The organism is Arthrobacter sp. TJ-270, from assembly GCF_058269075.1.
In genome coordinates this window covers 212,330-231,775 of the sequence record NZ_JBZCNB010000002.1, presented here as the reverse complement: position 1 = coordinate 231,775, position 19,446 = coordinate 212,330, and the positions used below count along the sequence as shown (strand labels likewise).

The 19,446-nt window shown below is 65.0% G+C and carries 16 protein-coding genes; 3 read left to right on the top strand and 13 right to left on the bottom strand.

Annotation, left to right across the window (positions count from 1 at the left end; translation table 11 throughout):
• Positions 1–38: 38 nt before the first annotated feature.
• From AC4D2M_RS05775 to rsmI, 4 genes are all read right to left on the bottom strand, one after another.
• On the bottom strand, positions 39–1,055 hold the full coding sequence (locus AC4D2M_RS05775; RefSeq protein ID WP_490890657.1) for a hemolysin family protein: 1,017 nt from the start codon (positions 1,053–1,055) through the stop codon (positions 39–41).
• Positions 1,052–2,449: a hemolysin family protein gene (locus AC4D2M_RS05770; protein WP_490890656.1), complete on the bottom strand. Its 1,398-nt coding sequence runs from the start codon at positions 2,447–2,449 to the stop codon at positions 1,052–1,054. The genes AC4D2M_RS05775 and AC4D2M_RS05770 overlap by 4 nt, the downstream gene beginning before the upstream one ends.
• A gap of 193 nt (positions 2,450–2,642) precedes the next feature.
• A complete protein-coding gene (locus AC4D2M_RS05765; protein WP_490890655.1) occupies positions 2,643–3,194 on the bottom strand; it encodes a DUF305 domain-containing protein in 552 nt (183 codons plus the stop codon).
• 196 nt (positions 3,195–3,390) lie between these two features.
• Complete coding sequence (rsmI, locus tag AC4D2M_RS05760) at positions 3,391–4,284, bottom strand: 16S rRNA (cytidine(1402)-2'-O)-methyltransferase (RefSeq protein ID WP_490890654.1); 894 nt, start codon at positions 4,282–4,284, stop codon at positions 3,391–3,393.
• Positions 4,285–4,452: 168 nt separating this feature from the next.
• Here rsmI and AC4D2M_RS05755 point away from each other — a divergent pair, with 168 nt between their 5' ends.
• On the top strand, positions 4,453–5,988 hold the full coding sequence (locus AC4D2M_RS05755; RefSeq protein WP_490890937.1) for a dolichyl-phosphate-mannose--protein mannosyltransferase: 1,536 nt from the start codon (positions 4,453–4,455) through the stop codon (positions 5,986–5,988).
• Between the two features lie 44 nt (positions 5,989–6,032).
• Here AC4D2M_RS05755 and AC4D2M_RS05750 read toward each other — a convergent pair whose 3' ends face one another.
• Positions 6,033–7,331 carry a DUF1461 domain-containing protein gene (locus AC4D2M_RS05750; RefSeq protein ID WP_490890653.1) on the bottom strand — a complete coding sequence of 433 codons (1,299 nt, stop codon included), beginning with the start codon at positions 7,329–7,331 and terminating at the stop codon, positions 6,033–6,035.
• Positions 7,332–7,433: 102 nt separating this feature from the next.
• Positions 7,434–8,426: a stage II sporulation protein M gene (locus AC4D2M_RS05745; protein WP_490890652.1), complete on the bottom strand. Its 993-nt coding sequence runs from the start codon at positions 8,424–8,426 to the stop codon at positions 7,434–7,436.
• 71 nt (positions 8,427–8,497) lie between these two features.
• Between AC4D2M_RS05745 and AC4D2M_RS05740 the strand changes: the two genes are divergently transcribed.
• Positions 8,498–9,301, top strand: coding sequence for an RDD family protein (locus AC4D2M_RS05740; protein WP_490890651.1), 804 nt, complete (start codon positions 8,498–8,500; stop codon positions 9,299–9,301).
• Between the two features lie 6 nt (positions 9,302–9,307).
• Here AC4D2M_RS05740 and AC4D2M_RS05735 read toward each other — a convergent pair whose 3' ends face one another.
• The 4 genes from AC4D2M_RS05735 to AC4D2M_RS05720 all read right to left on the bottom strand — a co-directional run bounded on the left by AC4D2M_RS05735 (position 9,308) and on the right by AC4D2M_RS05720 (position 13,006).
• Positions 9,308–10,576, bottom strand: coding sequence for a L,D-transpeptidase (locus AC4D2M_RS05735; RefSeq protein WP_490890650.1), 1,269 nt, complete (start codon positions 10,574–10,576; stop codon positions 9,308–9,310).
• 186 nt (positions 10,577–10,762) lie between these two features.
• Entirely contained in the window at positions 10,763–12,241 is a 1,479-nt protein-coding gene (ahcY, locus tag AC4D2M_RS05730) for an adenosylhomocysteinase (RefSeq protein WP_490890649.1), read from the bottom strand.
• Entirely contained in the window at positions 12,238–12,570 is a 333-nt protein-coding gene (locus AC4D2M_RS05725) for a Trm112 family protein (RefSeq protein ID WP_490890648.1), read from the bottom strand. The genes ahcY and AC4D2M_RS05725 overlap by 4 nt, the downstream gene beginning before the upstream one ends.
• A gap of 52 nt (positions 12,571–12,622) precedes the next feature.
• On the bottom strand, positions 12,623–13,006 hold the full coding sequence (locus AC4D2M_RS05720) for a DUF3499 domain-containing protein (RefSeq protein WP_490890647.1): 384 nt from the start codon (positions 13,004–13,006) through the stop codon (positions 12,623–12,625).
• Between the two features lie 157 nt (positions 13,007–13,163).
• Between AC4D2M_RS05720 and AC4D2M_RS05715 the strand changes: the two genes are divergently transcribed.
• Positions 13,164–13,652: a metallopeptidase family protein gene (locus AC4D2M_RS05715; protein WP_490890646.1), complete on the top strand. Its 489-nt coding sequence runs from the start codon at positions 13,164–13,166 to the stop codon at positions 13,650–13,652.
• Between the two features lie 9 nt (positions 13,653–13,661).
• On the opposite strand, the gene AC4D2M_RS05710 is transcribed toward AC4D2M_RS05715, so the two are convergent.
• From AC4D2M_RS05710 to AC4D2M_RS05700, 3 genes are read right to left on the bottom strand one after another with little or no spacing between them, the layout of a single operon-like run.
• Entirely contained in the window at positions 13,662–15,269 is a 1,608-nt protein-coding gene (locus AC4D2M_RS05710; protein WP_490890645.1) for a DUF5719 family protein, read from the bottom strand.
• Between the two features lie 29 nt (positions 15,270–15,298).
• Entirely contained in the window at positions 15,299–18,781 is a 3,483-nt protein-coding gene (locus AC4D2M_RS05705; RefSeq protein ID WP_490890936.1) for a glycosyltransferase family 2 protein, read from the bottom strand.
• Positions 18,781–19,329: a WhiB family transcriptional regulator gene (locus tag AC4D2M_RS05700; protein WP_490890644.1), complete on the bottom strand. Its 549-nt coding sequence runs from the start codon at positions 19,327–19,329 to the stop codon at positions 18,781–18,783. The genes AC4D2M_RS05705 and AC4D2M_RS05700 overlap by 1 nt, the downstream gene beginning before the upstream one ends.
• Positions 19,330–19,446: the final 117 nt, after the last annotated feature.

Sequence of the window (19,446 nt, the reverse complement as noted above, 5' to 3'; positions counted from 1 at the left end):
CACGGTTTCGAACCTCGCCGCACATACCCTGTGATACATCAGACCCCGATGCGAGGTAGGACGTTACGCAGGGCATCGTTGAGCGTGACAATACCGAGGAGCCGGTGACCATCCATCACTACCGCGAGTTGTTCCCGAGCCCGTCGCATGCGTGCCAGGGCTTCGTGCACCGGCACCTCGGGTGCGAGAACGTACGCCGGGCGCGCGAACTCGCGCGCGGGCCGGTCAGCCGGTTCAAGAAGCGTGTCACGCACATGGACGACGCCGGGTATTCCTTCACTGGTATCCGGCTGGACGAGAATCCGCATGTGACCGGAACGTGCAGCTGCCTCCCGTACATCCGACGCGGTCGCGTCCGGCTGCACCGCCGTGGGCGCCGTTCCCTCGGCGATGAGTGTCTCAACCCGGAGCTCCTCCAGGTCCAGTGCGCCTGAGATTGGGGTGCGGATCGATGCATCAAGCGCTCCGACATTCGCGGAGTGTTCAACCAGGTGGCGGATGGTATCGACGTCTTGCCCTCCCACTGCGGCCCGGTCGGAAGGTTCCACTCCGGACGCTTTGACGAGACGATTCGCCACCTCGTTGATCCAGCGCAGTAGCGGCCGGAAAATCCAGACGAAGGCCCGTGCCGGCAGACCCACCAGGATCGCGGAGGTCTCCGGATGAGCGATCGCCCAGGATTTTGGTGCCATTTCACCGACCACAAGGTGCAGGAAGGTCACAATGAAGAGTGACAACACGAACGACGTCGTATCAGCCACCCAGAACGGGAGGCCCCATCCGGCGAAAATTGGTGTGAACCAGGCATCCACGGCCGGTTTGGTCACAGCTCCCAGGGCGAACGTGCAGGCGGTGATGCCCAGTTGCGCGCCTGCGAGCATGACCGTGAGCTCGTTCACGGACTTCAACGCCGCACGGGCTCCCCTGCTGGTGGCAGCGGCCTCCTCGAGGCGGTGGCGGCGTGCTCCGAGTAGAGCGAATTCAATGACGACGAAGAAGGCGCTCAACCCGATAAGACCGACGGTCGCGATCAACACAATCCAGGGGTTGCTCATCGCTTCTCCTCCTCCGGCACGGACTCCAGATCACGATCGTCCCTGCTGTCGGACTCGTGGAGCGTTACGCGAATTGTCTTCGGTACCCGCCGGTCCAGTTCAAGCACTTCCGCATCCAATCGGCGGTACACGGGATCGTCCTTGACCAGTTCTGCCGGGTCATCAGGAAGTGCAACGTGGACGGTTTCGCCGACGGCGGGCAGCGCACTGTGGTGGGCGATGAGCAGACCGGCCATCGTTTCATACTTGCCGCGCGGAAGTCCGTGGCCGATGGAGCGTTCAGCTTCGTCGATGTGGACATCTCCGGCGATGCGCCACCTGCCGGCGTCGTCTGTTTCCACTGATTCCGGGAAGCCGGTGTCATGTTCGTCAGCGATTTCCCCTGCAATCTCCTCCGCGAGGTCCTCCAGCGTGATGATTCCCGCGAAGCCGCCGTACTCGTCGATGACGCAGGCCAGTTCGTTGCGCTCCTGGGTCATGTGCTCCAAAGCGTGAGGCAGGGACATCAGCGTCGGCAGTACCGTGGGCGTGCGCATGATGGTTGCAACGGTGTCGTCGTCAGTTGTTGTGCCAAGCACGTCGACAAGGTGAACCACGCCGACGGGCTCGTCCTGGTCATCAACGACCGGGTAGCGAGTGTGCTCCTGTGCCATCCGAAAGCGTACCTCCCCGATCGTCGTAGTCGGCTTCACCGAGTCCACCCGCAGCCGGGGAATCATCGCATGCTCCACCTCCCGCTGCGGGAAGTCGAGAATGCGGTCGAGCATGACCGACAACTCTTCGGGCAGATCGCCGCTTTCACGCGACTCGGCAACAATGCGCTCAAGATCCCGGGCGGTCGCGCTGCTGTCGAGGTCATGCACAGGCTCGATGCGCAGCATCCGCAGGAGCGCGTTCGCGGCATGGTCGAACACCGTGATCAACCAGCCAAACAGGACCAGATAGATCTTTGTTGAGCGCGCAAGGGCCCGCGCGAGCGGTTCAGGGTTGGCGATAGCGAGATTCTTCGGATAAAGCTCGCCGAAGACCATCTGCACAACAGTGGAAACAGCCAGGGCCGCCACGGTTCCCACCGTGACACTCACCGCAGTTGGAACGCCCACCCCTCCGAGAAGGACGCCCAGACTCTCGCCCACAAGCGGTTCAGCAACAAAGCCGACAAGCAACCCCGTCACAGTGATACCCAGCTGCGCCCCTGACAGCATGAACGAGGTACGTTCGGTTACCGCCAGGGCGCGCTTGGCCGACTCATCGCCCTGGTTTGCCTGTGCCCGCAGGCGGGACCGGTCCACCGACATATAGGCAAATTCCTGAGCGACGAAGTAGCCGTTCGCAGCGATGATCGCGAGGATGACGATGATGCCCATGAGAAGGCTCAAGGTAGCGGTCAACATTTCGGGTCACCCACCGCTGCGCGGCGGATACTCCGCCGATAGGCAGGATCTTCAGACTGGGCGGAACGGCCAGCTCTACTCACGAGTGTCTCAACACCTCCGGGGTCGGTCTCCGCATTCTATGCGGAGGGTGTGTTGAGACGCGCAGGACAACCGGAACGGCCGGGGAACGTACCGCTTCTGGAGGATGGCATCACTCGGAGGCGTATCGATCCAGGATGGATTGCATCTGGGCGATTTCTTCCCGCTGAGTTTCCACAATCTCCGTACACAACTGCTCGATTTCCGGATCGGTGATGTTTGATTCCTGGCATACCAGGATCGCGCGTGAGTGATGCGGGATCATCGACTTCAGGAACTGCTCGTTGCCGACGAAAGTTTCCGTCCGCCCGAGCGCGAACACCCCGACGAAGAGCACCGCGAATCCGACGAGCATTGCGATGTTTGCTTTGGTGTTCTTGAACATCGACCACATGCCGACGACCATGACGATCGCCATGGCCCCGACCATGAGCAGCGCCATCCAGAAGTTGCTCAGGTTGTAATAGAAGTGATCGATCGATCGGACCATTGACATCGACAACGTCCACATCAGCACCAGGCTGATCAGCAGGATGACTCCGAACTTCAGATACATCTTGCCTGAGCCGCCATGATTGGAGTGGTCCTTCCCGCCACTGGCATTCTCGCCCTTCCCGGAAGCTCCTGCACGGTGGCTACCGGACGTATTGTCTGCTGGATTCACGATGTGCTCCTTGGATCGCGGTGGAATTACGGGGCAGTCGTTCCACGTCGTCGGTCAGGACGATTAGTTCTCACTCGGACTCGGCGATATATGCCGCCTTGAATTGCTGCACGCCCTTTCGACCGTAGGCAGACCCGCGGTTGAGATTCAACCGCAGTTATGTAACCGCAACCGCTTCTCCAAGGAGTTGAGTTGGTCAGGTCCTCGCGGCCACCACTGCGGCATACAGTTCCCGCTTGCTGATCCTTGTGTCTTCCGCGACGGCGGCCACGGCTTCCTTGAGCCTCAGTCCCTGACTCATGAGCTCATTGACGGCACCGACGTGGTCTTCGGGGGCGGACGGCTGGTCAGCCGGTGCACCGCCGACGACGACGGCGATCTCACCGCGCACGACGTCGCTTTCCACCCACTCAAGCAGGTGCTGCAGCGGCCCGCGGATGACTTCCTCGTACCGTTTGGTAAGTTCACGGGTGACGCAGGCGGGCCTCTCCGGCCCGAACTCCTGATGCAGTGCGCGGATCATGGCCTGCAGCCGGTGGGGCGCCTCGAAGAAGACCATGGTGCGGCGTTCGGTGCGAAGTTCCGCCAGGCGTGCGGCGCGCTCGCCCGTCTTGCGTGGCAGGAACCCCTCGAAGCAGAAGCGGTCCGTAGGCAGGCCGGAAAGGGCGAGTGCGGTGAGCACGGCGGACGGTCCGGGGGCAACGGTGACCGCGATACCCCGTTCGGCTGCAGCTTCGACGAGGCGGAAGCCCGGGTCGGAGACGGATGGCATGCCGGCGTCGGTCACGAGCAGCAGGGTAGCGCCCGCAGCGACCAGGTCGAGCAGTTCCGGAGTACGGGAGGCCTCGTTGTGCTCGTGATAGCTGAGGGTCCTGCCGCGTGGTGTCACGTCGAGAGAGCCGATGAGCCGCTGCAGGCGCCGGGTGTCTTCGGCGGCGATGACGTCAGCGGTTTCGAGGAGCGAAACGAGCCGGAACGTCGCGTCCCCCATGTTCCCGATCGGGGTCGCAGCGAGCACAATGCTGCCGTGCCCCGGGGTGAGTGGCTCCGGCAGGAGCGGGGCGCCGTCGTCGCTGGTTTCATCCGTCACTGCTTCAGCCTAGTTGGTGGGGATGAGGTTGGCTGCCCGCTCACCAAAACTGTCAGGGCCGATCGGTACGATGAACCGGTGAGCCAAACCACCACAGCCGCCGTCCTCCGCAAGGGGCCCGGGCGGCAGTGGGTTCTTTCGCCGCGCACGGCTTTCTCTGAGCGGGCTATGCGCCGGCGGCTGCTGGGCGAGTGGCTTAGCTTCGGGGTGTGGGGATGGCTGTTGCCCGTCATGGTTGCGCTGATCGGCGGTGTGCTGCGCTTCGTCCGGTTGGGCGAGCCGGACTCGCTGGTGTTCGACGAAACGTACTACGTCAAGGAGGCCTACTCCTTCCTGCAGTCCGGGTATGAGCGTGAATGGCCCGAGAATGCGGATGAGTCCTTCAACGACGGCAATCCCGGCATCATCCTGGATACCGCGGATTACGTGGTGCACCCGCCGGTCGGGAAGTGGATGATCGCCTTCGGGATGCTGCTGTTCGGGCCGTCGAGTCCATTCGGTTGGAGGTTCACGGCAGCGGTGGTGGGCACCCTGTCCATCCTCATCCTTGCTCTGGTTGCCCAGCGGCTCTTCGGCTCGCCGGTGCTTGGTGCTGTTGCCGGGCTGCTGATGGCGGTGGACGGGCACCACCTCGTGCATTCCAGAACCTCGCTGCTGGACGTGTTCCTCTCGTTCTGGGTGCTCCTCGCCTTTGCCTTGCTGATACTGGACAGGCACCAGGCACGACGCCGGCTGGCGGCGCTGATGGCGGGTTCCGCCCGCGAGCATGGCCAGCCGACGCGCGAACAACTGCTGTACGGGCCGTGGCTGGGGCTTCGGCCCTGGCGGATCGCAGCGGGCATAGCACTCGGGCTGGCTCTTGGCACCAAGTGGTCCGCGCTCCCCTACATTGCGGTGTTCGGACTGATGACCGTGCTGTGGGACATGTCTGCCCGGCGTACGGTGGGCATCCGGCACTGGGTGGGTGGCGCCGTCGTGCGTGACGGACTGCAGGCATTCGTGTCGATCGTTCCCCTCGCGCTGCTCACCTACCTGGCATCATGGACGGGCTGGTTCCTCTCAAAGGACGCGTACAACCGTCAGTGGGCAGCCGGGAACCCGGACCCGCTGTGGGACTGGGTTCCCGCTCCCCTGCGCTCGCTGGCCGAGTACCACCGCAGCGCGTACACCTTTCATGGCGGCCTCAGCTCCGAGCACCCGTATGAGGCCACTGCGTGGTCCTGGCTGGTGATGGGCCGGCCGACGTCGTTCCACTATGAATCGGACGGCCTGACCTGCGGCGCCTCCGACTGCTCCCAGGCTGTCAGCGTGGTGGGCAACCCGCTGATCTGGTGGGCCGCTGCGCTGTCATTGCTGGTGGTGCTGCTGTTCTGGATCGGCAGGCGCGACTGGCGTGCGGGCGCCATCCTCGCCGGGGTGGCGGCCGGGTATCTGCCCTGGTTCCTGTTCCCCGACCGCACCATGTTTTTCTTCTACGCGGTCGTGTTCCAGCCGTTCCTCATCCTGGCGCTGGTCTACGTACTTGGGTTGATCCTGGGCAGGCCCCGGGACAACGTGTGGCGGCGTCAGAGCGGCATTGTGATTGTGGGTGCGTTTGTTGTGTTGGCGGTGTTGGTTTCGGCGTTCTTCCTGCCCATCTGGACAGCCGAAACCATCCCCTACAACCAGTGGCGCCTGCGCATGTGGATGCCGAGCTGGATCTGACCTTACGGCTGCCCGCCCGGCTGATCGTCAGGAGCCCTCGTGCTTCAGACTCCGCTGTTGGCGCGGCGCCGGGTGTAGGCGTCGAATGACTTCTCGCGTCGGGCCCTGGTTGGCCAGGTCAACACGAGGGTCAGCACCGCGCCGATCAGGACGAGTGCGCCGACCGTGGCTGCCGCGTCGATCCAGAATTGGGCCGGGAAGAGTCGGATGAGGGTGTCGTCGACCCGGAAGGTCCAGGTGCCGTCGGCGAAGAAGAGCGCGTGGACCTGGGTGAAGAAGGTTTCCCAGGCGAGGATGCCGGCCACCGCGAGCGCTATCGCCAGGACCAGCGTTGCAACTGCCCCGGAGAACAGTGCCCTCCGGATGCCACCAGGGTAGCGGCGTGCCAGGTAAATGCAGGCGGCGATCGCCAGGAGCGCGAGGACCGTTGCAACGACGAATCCCGTTGACAGCACTGCTTTCACATCAGCCATGTGGCCGACTTCGCTGTCGAGGAACAGCTGGTCGCCGTCCGCGTTGACGAGCTCCCCGAGATAGCGGGCAGGCGCCCAGTTGAGGATGTAGTCCATTGCGTACGAGCCGTACGTCATCCGGTCCTCGGTGCTGAAACCGTAGCTGTCGGCCGGGAAGCCCGGACGGTGGTACTCGACCCACAGGAACAGCGGGGTTGTCACGGCTCGAACTGCCGCCGCGAGGAGGATCACCGGGAAAAACGCGGCGACGGCTACCTGCAGCAGGCGTGGAAGCACGGGCTTGGCGGCGACGGCCTCATCGCGCTGGCTCGCCCGCCGCGCCACCTCATCTTCTGGAGGGCGAATGGTCAGGGAGGAGGTGTCGGGGGCGGCGTCGTCGTCGATCTTCGCGCGGTTTGAGCGTGGGTCGGTTCCGCCGACCCGTGTTGAGCCGGATGGTGTCGGAACGGAAGTAGTTGAGTCTGCGTCGGCAGGCAACGGCGCGTTCGAAGGCGCGGCGGTTCCGCCCCCGACGGCAGTCACGGCGATCTGTTGGGTGGCCGGCGAGGCCGGGTCAACCGTGGCCTGGCCAACCGCAATATGGGTTTCCTGGGACACATGGGACTCAGCCGGAGTTACCTCGTCAGGCACATTTGCCTCCGACGTCACGGGAAGGCTGACCGTCTCGACCGGCGCAGGAGCGGCAGAAGGATCATCTTCCCCCGGGGTGCTGTAGGCCGACACATCCGGGAGCGTGCTCGCCTTCCGCATGGGGAACCCGCTCTCGCGAACGCGGGTGGAACCAACGCCGGCCTCGTCTGAGCGCATCGATTCGCGACGCTCTCCGCCTGCGGATGCGCCCTGATTTTCGTTCTCAGCTTTGTCAGCCACGACTGTCTCCTTGCATGGAATACCTACTTAAGACAGTACCCGGGTGGACTGACACGACCGCTGTCGACCACGCCGTGGCAAGCCGCCCCTGCGATCCCCTGATCAGGCCGTCGCTATTGAAGCCCCCTGGTCCTCATCAGCGAGGTCACCGGTATAGCCCGCCTGGAAGGCACGCCGCCCAAGAACCAGCGTGTACACCCAGTACAGGGCGAAGACCAAAAAGCCGATTCCGATCCGCAGCCATACAGGAAGCGGACTCGGCGTCACAAAGCCCTCGACCAGCCCGGAAACGAACAGCACCAACACCAATCCCAGCGCAACGGTGATCAGCGACCGGCCCTCCTCAGCCATGGCCTGCGACCGGGTCCTGGGCCCGGGCGAAACCCACGCCCAGAAGATCCGCAGCCCCGCCGCCGTCGCAATGAAGACGGCCGTCAACTCCATAAAGCCGTGCGGAAGGATGTAGGTGAAGAAGACGTCGAGCTTGTCATAGGACGCCATCATTCCCCCGGCCATCCCCACCGCCTGGGCATTCTGGTACAGAATGAACGGACCCCAAATGCCGGTGATGCCGAAGGCGACCGCCTGGACCGCAATCCAGGCATTGTTGGTCCACACGAGCCCGGCGAAGGACGCGGCCGGGTTCTCCGAGTAGTAGTTGACAAAGTCCTGGTCGACGTACCGCCGAATCTCCTCGTCGCTGCCCAGGGCAGCAATCACACCGGGGGTGTTCACAACCCAGGTCCCATACAGCCAGCCAACACCCAGGAACACCACACCAACGATGACGGTCAGCCACCGGATCCGGTAGAAAGCAGCAGGCAGCGAGATCACAAAGAACCGCGCTACGTCCTCAAGCACGTTCGAACGCGCACCGGTGAATCGAGTCCGCGCCCGCGACAACCGCATCGACAGCTCGTTGGAAAGCGCGCTCTCCGGCGCGATGGACCGGATCATCGACAGGTGCGTCGACGTGCGCTGGTACAGATCGAGCAGCTCGTCCGCCTCCTGACCACGCAGCCGCCGCTGTCGGGTCAGAGAATTCAGCCGGTCCCAGTCCTGGCGGTTGACTTGCTCGAATGCGTCCAGATCCACCCGATCAGCTTAACCCCGGGAACCTCGCACGGGCGGCGGCTAAGCTGATTCCATCCAAGGGGAGGACATCCATGAGCTCGGTCGTCACCGGTGAAGCAGTCGTTCTCGAACTGCGTCCCGCATCATTCGGCGCACGCGCCGTGAGTCTGATGATTGACATGCTCGCACAGATTCTGGTGATCGCCGGCGTCATGTTCGCCGTCGGCCAGACCCTCGGCGGATCATTCGATCCGGCGCTCACCCAGGCACTTGTTCTGGTGCTGGTGGTGCTCGTGCTGGTGGTCCTTCCGGTGACGGTGGAGACGGTCACCAGGGGCAAGTCCCTTGGACGTTGGGTCATGGGGCTGCGGATAGTGCGCGACGACGGCGGCTCCATCCGATTCCGTCACGCCTTCATCCGCGGAATGCTCGCCGTCCTGGAGATCTACCTGCTGGTCGGCTCGCTCGCCTTCCTGGTGGCAGTGTTCAACGAGCGGTCCAAACGGCTCGGCGACCTGCTGGCCGGCACCTACTCCATGCATGAGCGCGTTGTCGTCAAGACGCGGACGCGGGCCGTGTTGCCGCCGTCGTTACGGGACTGGATCGCCACAGCCGACGTTGCACAGTTGCCGGACGCGCTCTCTCGCCGGATCTCGCAGTTCATCGGGCAGGCAAGCCGCCTCACGCCTTCCGCCCGAGCAGCCCTCGCCGTCGAACTGGCCACCGAAGCGTCGGCATTCGTCTTCCCTGCCCCGCCGGCCGGAACGCTGCCGGAGGACTTCTTGAACGCCGTCGTCTCAGAGCGACGCGACCGCGACTACGCCCGGCTCATGAAACAGCGTGAACGCACATCCCGGACCGCCGAGCGGCTCCACAAGTTGCCGTTCAGTTCCTGACAGAGGCTAGGCCTGCTGGGAGGTCCATTCCTTCCAGGACAGGTTCCAGTCGCCGAAGCCGTCCCAGACCTGCACCGGACCAGTGTCGGTGTTGCGGATCTCCAGCATGTCGCCCGGACCGAACGTGTCGTAGAAGTACTTGGCGCCCTCGGGGCTCATACCCACACACCCGTGCGACACGTTCTCCAGACCCAGCACAGGCTGCGCCGCGGGAAGCGCCTCATGAACAAAGGCGCCACCGTTGGAGATCCGGCTCGCCCAGTTCACGTCGGTTGCCTCGTAGTACGCAGGATCGCCCGGCTCCAGGCCAATGGACTCCGCCGAGAACCTGGTGCGTTCATACTGCTCCATCACCGTGTATAGGCCGTAGAAGGACGGCCATTCCTCGGTACCGAGGGTCACCGGGAAGGTCCGCGCCAGTTTGCCGTCGATGAAGACCTGCATCTCCTTGGTGGTGTTGTCCACCAGGGCGAGGCGGTTGTTGTGCGTCTTGAAGGAGTAGGTGTCGTTGAAGTTGCCGATCATGCCGTTGCCGAAGTCCACGCCAAACAATTTCATGTCAACGGTGATGGTGCTGTGCGGTTTCCAGTACTCCTGGGGCCGGTAGCGCACCTCCGTGTCGTTCAGCCAGTAGAACGCACCCTGCTGGCCGGAGGTGCTGGTGATCGTGATGGCCTTCTCGACTGCATCCTTGTTGACCACCGGCTCGCTGAACGTGATTTCGATGGTCTGCCCGGTGCCCACGGTGGAGCCAGGCTCGGGATACATGAACGCGTCGGCTTCGTTCTCGGGCTGCACCGTGGTGAAGGCCTGCTTCTGCTGGTGCTCGCCGCCCGCAGCATCGACGAGTACAAACTCGAACGAGTACTCCGTGGCGAAGGCAAGCGGTCCATCGGCCTTCCAGGAGGATCCGTCCTTCGAAACCGTTCCCGGCACCGGTTCCCCGCCGCCCACCGGCGCCAACACCACGTCCTTGACGGTTGCCTTCTCCGCGCGAATTTCCGGCGGGGTTCCGGGATTCACACTGAGTGCGCCGTCGGTGGGAGTGACCCCGAAGGTGAATTCTTCCGCCTCAGGCTTCTCGGCCGCCGGCTCCTCGGAAGGAGAAGCGGACGACGACGGCGCTGCCGCGGGCTCATTGGCGAAATCGGCCCAGCCCGGCGCGGTAACCGCACCAACGGCACCGCCGCCGATAACCAGCAAGCCAACGACAATGAGCGCGCCGATCTTCCAACCCCGTCGCCGCGGCTGATCCTCTCGGGAGAAGTTCGACATGCTCTATACCCTGCCTGCTAAGTTTCTGTCCAGTTGAAATTTTACGCCCGCGCGCGGAGCAGCCGTCCGTGGACACACGCAGGTCCGGTGACGATTCTTGACCACAATCCGTGGCCATAGGTAAGGGTTGGGACCCCGAAAGGATCCCAACCCCGCATCGGCCGGCCAACAGCCGGACGGTGGTGCCTAGTAGCGGTAGTGGTCCGGCTTGTACGGCCCGGCCACATCAATATCGAGGTACTCGGCCTGGCTCTTCGAGAGTTCGGTGAGTTCGACTCCCAACGCGCCGAGGTGCAGCCGTGCAACCTTCTCATCGAGGATCTTGGGCAGCACGTACACCTGCTTGTCGTACTCCGGCGAACCGTCCTCGCGCGTCTGTCCGTGCTTGGTGAACAGCTCGATCTGGGCGATGGTCTGGTTCGCGAAGGAGTTGCTCATGACAAACGAGGGGTGCCCGGTAGCGTTGCCGAGGTTCAGCAGGCGGCCCTCCGAGAGCATGATGATGCTGCGCTGCTTGTCGGTGCCCTCATCGAAGACCCACTCGTGAACCTGCGGCTTGATCTCGACCTTCTTGACGCCCGGGACGCGGGCCAGCCCTAAGATGTCGATTTCGTTGTCGAAGTGACCGATGTTCCCAACGATCGCCTGGTGCTTCATGCCCTGCATGTGGTGGGCCATGATGACGTCCTTGTTGCCCGTGGTGGTGATGAAGATGTCACCCTGGGCGAGCACCGACTCGAGCTTCGCCACCTGGTAGCCGTCCATGACGGCCTGCAGCGCACAGATCGGGTCGATCTCGGTCACAATCACTCGTGCGCCCTGGCCGCGAAGCGCCTCAGCAGCGCCCTTGCCGACGTCGCCATAGCCACAGACGACGGCTACCTTCCCACCGATGAGGACATCGGTTGCGCGGTTCAGGCCGTCCGGCAGGGAGTGGCGGATTCCGTACTTGTTGTCGAACTTGGACTTGGTCACCGAGTCGTTGACGTTGATGGCCGGGAACAGGAGCTTGCCCTGCTCGGCCAGTTGGTACAGACGGTGGACGCCCGTGGTGGTCTCTTCGGTGACGCCCTGTATGGCCGCAGCAATGCGGGTCCAGCGCTGGGGGTCCTCGGCGAGCGAAGCACGCAGCACATCAAGGATGACGGTGTATTCGTGCGAGTAGTCGACATCGTCTTCCGCCGGCGCCGCGGGCACTGCTCCCGCGGCTTCGAACTCCGCGCCCTTGTGCACCAGCAGCGTGGCGTCGCCGCCGTCGTCGAGAATCATGTTGGGCTCACCGTCCGGCCACTGCAGGATCTGCGTGGTTGCCCACCAGTACTCCTCCAGGGACTCGTTCTTCCAGGCGAAGACCGGAACCCCGGCAGGTTCTTCAACCGTTCCGCTCCCGACGACGATGGCCGCCGCTGCCTCATCCTGCGTTGAGAAGATGTTGCAGGACGCCCAACGCACCTCGGCGCCAAGAGCCGTCAGCGTTTCGATCAGGACTGCCGTCTGGACGGTCATGTGCAGGGACCCGGCAACACGGGCACCCTTGAGCGGCTGGCTTTCACCGAACTCACGGCGCAGGGACATGAGTCCGGGCATCTCGTGCTCGGCAAGCCTGATCTGGTGGCGACCTGCTTCGGCCAGGGAGAGGTCGGCTACCTTGAAGTCGAAAGTCATGATGAAGGGGATTCCTCTGCGGTGGAAGCGGGCGTCGGAGTAGCAGCGGGAGTATTCTCCGCTGCCCTGAGTTCGGGACGGAGCAGCACGGGGATTGACTCGTCGATCGGGTACTCAACGAAGTTGCCCGTGGAGTCCGGAGCGGATGAGCGAAGGACCTCGCCCTCCTGCACCAGTGTGGATCCCGTTACAGGGCATCGAAGGAGGGCCAATAGATCAGGAGCGATATTGGGCAACAGGATGCAGCCTTTCGAGGATTCCGGATGCAGCGTGCGTGCCCGCTCGAACAGCTGGGACGCGCGGTGCGGTAACACTAGGGTATCGCGCACCGCATCCGCTCCGGGAATCGATGTTGATAAGGCGGTAACAGCGGCGGAGAGCTTATCGGTCCCGAAGCGCCCGCAGATGGCCGCGGCGTGCACCGGATTCACCGGGCGGCGGCGTCAGCGGGGTCTTCGACCCGTGCGGAGTCGGTGGCTCCGGAGCACTGCGGTCAACTGCTGCTTCCCTGACCGCGTTGGCCAGAGCCAGCAGGTCATCGGGGTTAGGTTCCGGCGGGCGTGTCGGGAGCGCCAGGCGTACCACTTCCCAGCCTCGAGGGACCGTGAGCTTCTCGGCGTGCGGCGCACACAGATCATAGGAGTGCGGCTCCGCGTAGGTGGCCAGCGGGCCGAGCACCGCGGTGGAATCGGAATACACGTAAGTCAGCGTTGCCACAGCAGCACGCTGGCACGCTGAACGCGAACATTGCCGGATCGATCCCACGACTGATGAGCCTACCGTGTGAACCCACCGACGCGTGGACGACGCCCCGGCCGGCTCCACATTGCTGGTTCGGAAAATCTGGGGAAGGCGCCACACCGTAAGCGAAGCGCAACCCGATGGTGATGCAGCGGGAACGTGTTCGGACTAGAGTTTCCCCATGCGGGATAGCTCTTTCTCCATTCGCCTGGCTGTACCGGACGGGCCAGTCGGCCAGCAGTCCCGATATGCCGGTCGGCGGCGTGACCGCCACGGCAGGGGGCTGCGCGGTGAGCTCATTCCGTCGCATCTGCCCGGCGCCCGCACCCGGTCCGAACGGTTCGAGGACTGGGTCATGGAATCCGCCCAGCGCCTCGAAAGGCTGTGGGGCGACAAGATCCAGGACGTCCAGATCATCGTCCAGGAGATCCCTGACGGACTGGAGCAGATGGCGCCCGAAGCTGTGCGCGGGCTGCTCGGTTCATCCACCCCCGCGGCTGAGAAGCGTCCGGCAACCATCACCGTGTACCGCCACCCCATCGAGATGACCGCGAAGGGCTACGTTCCCACCAACGAACTGGTCCATGACGTGGTGGTCGAGCAGATGGCGGAGCTCCTAGGCATGGCGCCCGAAGCCGTGGACCCCGCCTACGGCCGCTCACGGGCCTGAGGCCACCGGCTAGAAACCGATATTCACCTGGACACTCTGCTGACCCGCGCTGCCCTCCGGGATCGGAGCTACGGAGATTCCGGGAGTATCGCCGTCGAGCGTTGCCACCTGTGCACCATATGCCGGATCGCCCGAGACGCCGATCAGGGCCGCTACCGTCCCTTTGCCGAGGTCTGCAGCAGGCACCGTGACCGTGGTGGCGCCTCCGACGTCGAACACCCGATCTTCGCCCAGCGCTCCGTCGGCTGCGACGGGCGTGAGACGGACCTCCGCCCGGCCCTCGGGTGCGCTGAAGACGAAGGCCGCAGCTGCTCTTGTCGGCAGGACCGAAACGTGCTGGCTGCCCAGACGCGCAGCTGATGGCACGTGGGCAAGATCGAGCGGCTTCTTGGGCGCCGTACCGCTGGAAACCCGAGCCGACGCGGAAATCAGGACGTCTGAACTGATGACCGCCGAGTAGTTTCCCTCAGGCAGCGACTCCAGCGGAATTGCGGTCACAGAACCGGCGGTGGCGGTGACGACTCCCCCACCGGGCAGCTCCACCTCACCGTTCTGCCCGAACACGCGAACGTCCAGGACCGCGTCAGTGCCGCCCGGAACCGCAACGTGCAGCGACGGCACGGCACCGGCATAGCCTTTCTGCGCCACGATAGCGTCCGCAACGTCCGGCGCCTGGATTCGGATGCCCGGGATCACCTGCGTCGAAGCGCTCGGAGCTGAGGCCTGAATGAGATCTACTCCGCCCGGAGTCAGCCCGCGCAATACGCTCTGCTGGATGAATCCGCTGATCCTCCCGCCGTTGCTGCGCACCCGGACGGCAACGTTCTCCTCGTTCGCTGCGAGCCCCGCGAGCACAATGGACTCTGTCTCCCCCGGAGCGATAAGAATCCCCCGGCCGCCCGGTGCGTCGATCACGCCCTTCGACCCGTGGAGATCCAGGTCGACGGAGGCCGGCGACTCCGCCGGGTTATGCAGGTTCAGCACCGCGGTTGCACCGACAGTGGTGACCGCACCGACCAACCAGAAGTCATTCGACGGAACCTGGCAGTGCGCTACCGCCAGGCCCGCGAGGTCACCGTCCGTCGCGGTGTACGTGAAGCCGGCGCCGGCAGTTGCCCTCTGCTCGGCGAGGGCCTGCGCACGCAGAACGGACGCGCCCTCAACCGTCTGCCCGGACACAACGCCGGTGAGGCGGTTGGTGAGCCCATCCTCATTGCTGACCTGCCGGTCCTCCTGCTCGGATACCGGCACCTCATCGGCGATGACCGCAAGCGGATCGCCGCCCGCGAGCGGTGTGACTGCGGAACCTGGAACGGTACCGCTCAAGTCGCTGAGCGTCATGGCGCTGACCCGCGTCCGGGCCGTTGCGGACAGCGGACTGAACTCCGGGTCCCCACCCTCCACGGTGCCCTCCAGCAGGCGCAGCGGCGCCGGGCACACCGCCGCGTATTCCCCTGCCGGCACCGCCGCGGAGGGCACCGGGAAAGCCTCGGCAGCGCCGTCGAACTTCTGCACGATGCTCGCCCCTGCCAGGGCACCCGTTGCTGACACCAGTACGACGCCGGCCGCGATGCCCGCAGCGCCGCGCACCCATGCGCCCTTCCGCCTCGCGGGCACGACTGTTTCCTTCTTTGTTGCACTCACCCTCAGGTACCGGCCTTTCCGCTGCTCAGCACCGGTTCATCTGCCGGGTCTTTCCGATCATGGGACTCCGCACCGGCGCCGGCCGGCACGGCAGGCGCCAAGGGTACGGGAGCCTCAACGGCGGTGCGGCGGCCGGTCGACACAGACCCAGCGGCGGTTCGGCTTCGCCCCTGCGGGACATGCACAAAGCGCGGCCGCGCCGGAATGGGGACGGCCAGCAGGAGCGTCAGGCCGAACACAATGGCCTGGGCAATCCCGGCCCATGGTTCCCAAACCGTCACGTAGCGGACCTCCAGAGCGCCTCCGGCGGACGGAAGCGCGTAGGCCTGGTTCCAGCCCGTGAACGCGGGTTCGAGCCGCTCGCCGTTGAGCGTCGCTTCCCAACCGGGGGCGGAGCGCTCAGCCAGTACCAGGGTCCTGCCCTCGGGACCGGCGGGGATGCGCGTCGAAGCCGTTGTTGCGTCCGAGTCGAGCACACTCAGGGTCGCACCGGACTCATCGACAATGCGGAGGCGGCCCACCTGGGCTTCCCCTGCGGACTCGCCCGATGCCGACATCTCAACCCGCCACAGCCAACCGGCTTCCGTGTTACCCACGGACACGAGGCCGGGCACGGAATCGATTTGGCTGGCGAGCACCTCGGCCGCCGAATCGGACTGCTGCAGCACCACAAAGCCGACACCCAGCCGCTCCAGTTCCTCGCGCGGATCCACACTGGTCCCCGCCACCAGGGTGGCGACCGTCCGGCGGACGTCGGCCATGGCGTCGTCGTCCTCCCGCAGTTGGGCAGCCAGCAGGGAGCCGTGGAGCTGACGGGCAGCGTGGATCTGCGACAGCGAGTCGAGGGTGGTGCCGCTCCCGCGCATGACGGAAGCGCTGACGTTACTGTCGCCGTCGATGTTCATGACCAGGGTGGTGCTGCGCCGGCCGTCAGTACCGCGGTCAGCGGCTGTCGCCGGAAGGGTGCGGGCGGTGCTCGGCGCTACTGCCGATTCGGTACCGAAACTCGTTGCCTCAATCGCCGCATCCGGTGTGCGCAGTTGCGGAACCAACCAGAGGGTGAGGCTTGTTGCCGGTCCCAGGGCGAGCACCAGTGCCGCAGCCGTCAGCCAGGCCCCGGCACCGCGGACCGACCCGGCCGTGCCGCGCAACCGACCGGCACGAAGCCACTGCAACAGCCACTCACCGCCGAGCAGTGCTGCCGCCAGAAGGGCCAGCGTGAGAACGGAGACCCAGGGACCGGTGAACGGCGTGATGAGCGTCGACGAGCCGACCGCCGTCACCACCAACGAGCTGCCGAGGCTGCCGAGAAGCGCCAGCAGCGCCAGCACCCACAGCACGCGCGCAGCTGCCCGGCTCTTGCCGGGCAGGAACAGCGCCGTCGCGGCAAGCAGGAGCACCGGCAGCCCGACAAGCAGCGCAACAACAACCGGCCAGGGCCCGTCAGACAGTTGAGGGAACGCGGCGAGCCGTCCGAAGGACGGGAAAGAGACCGGGTAACCCAGCAATTGCTGCCACAGCGGCGCGGCGTCGAAAGGCAGCGGAAGGCCCGGATCCCCGAAGACTCCGTGCGGGCGCTCAACGGTGGACGCCGCGAACGGTATGAACAGCGCCAGCGGAGGGAGCAACGACCACCAGACGGTCTTGGCGCGGCGTCGGGCCACGAGGGTGATGATTACTACCGCGAGCACGAAAAACAGCAGCAGTGACGGTGCTGAAGCAACGACGACGGCGAGCAGCAGTCCTGCGGCGGCCGCCGCGGTCCAGCTCGGAACACCGTTGATGCCCGGCTTCAACATCAGCTGAAGCGAACGCTGGCGCGTGGAGGAGTCCACGGGATCGTTGCTCTGCGCGCCCGGGCGACCGGGGGCCTGGCCGACAGCACGAATGAGGGCCAGCGCCACGAACGGCAGGAGGATGTGCACCAGCAGAGCACCGAGCCTGCCGCTGCCTATAGCGACCTGCAGAACGGGCAGGGATCCCCAGAGGAACGCGGCCCACAGCCGGAGGGACCGGCTGCGTATAAACGCGCCGGATCCGAACCACGCACTGAGCCCCGCGAGCGGGGCAGCACACAGCATCAGTATGACGACGGCCGCGTTGCCGTTTCCGAAGCCCAGTACTGACAGAAGCCACAGCACATAACTGAAGGGATCCCCGTGGCCGGCGAAACCGGCGCCGAGGTCGATCCACCAGCGTGAGGCGTTGGACCAGATCTCCGCCAGGTCGGTTGACAGGGGCAGAAGGGATCCGCCGGCGAGCGCCGAGGCACCGACGAACCGGTGCAGCGCGACCAGCGAGACGCCGAGCAGGACAAGGGCCGCCCCTATGGCGCCCCAACCCAGCCAGATCCTCGACGGCCCGTCGAGCGCAGCGAAGTCATCGTTGGCATCCCCGGAGGGAACGTCGGCAGCAGTGCTCTGCGCATAGGACTCGTCCTCGAGCCCGCGCGCCGAGAACGCCTCCACGACTGATTTGCGGTGTGACCAGACCTCGCGGCGCTCGGTACGCAGGGCGTTCACCACCGAGCGCGGCAGGCGCCGGGTCTGCGCTGCGGAACGCCGCGACCGGTACAGGTCGAAAGGCTTCAGCACCGCAGCGACACTGGCGGTCAGCTGCGCGACACCGTACCCCGGGTCCTTGGCGAGCAGGCCGAGGACAAACCGGGCGAGACCACCAAGAACGGCCCCTGCCGCGAGGAACGGTACCATCCAGAGCGGTGAGTGCTTCAGGCGCAGATACACTTCAGCGCGCCGGGCAGCACCCAGGGTGGCAGCGTGATTGTCGCGTGAGCCTGCGTGCCGCATGACCGCGCGGGGTACCACTACCACGCGGTGGCCGGCGAGGCGGTTGCGCCAGCAGAAGTCGACGTCGTCGCCGGTTCCGGGCAGTGCCGGATCGAAACCGCCCAGCTTGTCCCAGATATCGCGGCGGATCAGGATGCCGGCCGAGTTGACTGCGAACATGTCGCTTCGGACGTCGTACTGGCCCTGATCCAGTTCATCCACGTCGATCAGCGTGAGCCGCTCCGCCCAGCGGCTGATGGACAGCCCCACGTCAACCAGTTTCCGACGGTGCTCCCACTCCACCTGCTTGGCGCCGGCCACGGTCACCGACGGGGCGAGCTCAACCGCGTGCAGGAGCTCCTGGAGGGCGGTGGGCTCCGGGGCGGAATCGTCATGCAGGAGCCAGATCCAGTCGTGGACACCGCTGTCAGGGTCTGCCCGGCGGCTGGCCGGAATCTCCGCGAGACCGGTTCGGACGGCGGCACCGAATCCGCCGCGGCCGGCTGCGCCCACTACGGGCGAACCCACCGGAAGCTGCAGTTGCAGCAGTGACGCCGATTCATCAGTTGAACCGGCGTCGACTCCTACATGGAAATCCGGGGGTCGGGTCTGCTGACCGAGTGCCTCGAGGGTGTCACGAAGATACTCGGCGCCGTTGTGGGCTACTACAACAGCTGTGACCCGTTGTTGGTGGTGAATCAGACCGCTCGCTTTCGCAGGCGGCGACGCTCACGCTCGGAGAGACCGCCCCAGATACCGAAGCGCTCATCATTTTCCAGTGCGTACTCAAGGCACTGCGCCTTGACGTTGCAGGCGCCGCAGACCTTCTTCGCGTCCCGCGTGGAACCGCCCTTCTCAGGGAAGAACGCCTCAGGGTCAGTCTGTGCGCAGAGTGCGTCCGCCTGCCAGCCCAGCTCGCCTTCGTCGTCGAAGTCGGAGCCGATGCCCGGAAGACCGATCCATACTGCCTGCTCAACGCGCTCCGGAGCAGCCTGTCGGCGGGGAGCCGACTTGGGGTCAGCGTCAAGGAAATTCTCGACGCCGGCACCCTCGCTCAGTGCCTCATGCGCTGCAAGGAAGGCTGTTGCCTCATCTTCCAGCGGCTGTGTCTGCTGCCTGTACCTTTCGGCAGCGTCCGGGTCTGCCGGATCTACGAACCAGTCCTGCGGAACGCCGCGCGATCCGTAGCGCGCAGACGCCTGGGCCGCGATGGACCTGCGGTCCTGAATGTGCTCTGCTTGCCCCATACCAGCCTCCCGGTGTTGCAGCTTCGGCCAGAAACTAGTGTGGGAGATGCGCTCCCAGCAAGTCGCTGAGAACCCCGAAATCCCGTCCGCCGAAGCAAATCCGATGACCTAATTACA

Excerpts from the sequence above, each read along its gene's own strand:
- AC4D2M_RS05775 (WP_490890657.1), bottom strand. The coding sequence starts at position 1,055 with ATGAGCAACCCCTGGATTGTGTTGATCGCGACCGTCGGTCTTATCGGG.
- AC4D2M_RS05770 (WP_490890656.1), bottom strand. The coding sequence starts at position 2,449 with ATGTTGACCGCTACCTTGAGCCTTCTCATGGGCATCATCGTCATCCTC.
- AC4D2M_RS05740 (WP_490890651.1), top strand. The coding sequence starts at position 8,498 with ATGAGCTCGGTCGTCACCGGTGAAGCAGTCGTTCTCGAACTGCGTCCC.
- AC4D2M_RS05755 (WP_490890937.1), top strand. The coding sequence starts at position 4,453 with ATGCGCCGGCGGCTGCTGGGCGAGTGGCTTAGCTTCGGGGTGTGGGGA.
- AC4D2M_RS05700 (WP_490890644.1), bottom strand. The coding sequence starts at position 19,329 with ATGGGGCAAGCAGAGCACATTCAGGACCGCAGGTCCATCGCGGCCCAG.
- ahcY (WP_490890649.1), bottom strand. The coding sequence starts at position 12,241 with ATGACTTTCGACTTCAAGGTAGCCGACCTCTCCCTGGCCGAAGCAGGT.
- AC4D2M_RS05715 (WP_490890646.1), top strand. The coding sequence starts at position 13,164 with ATGCGGGATAGCTCTTTCTCCATTCGCCTGGCTGTACCGGACGGGCCA.
- AC4D2M_RS05735 (WP_490890650.1), bottom strand. The coding sequence starts at position 10,576 with ATGTCGAACTTCTCCCGAGAGGATCAGCCGCGGCGACGGGGTTGGAAG.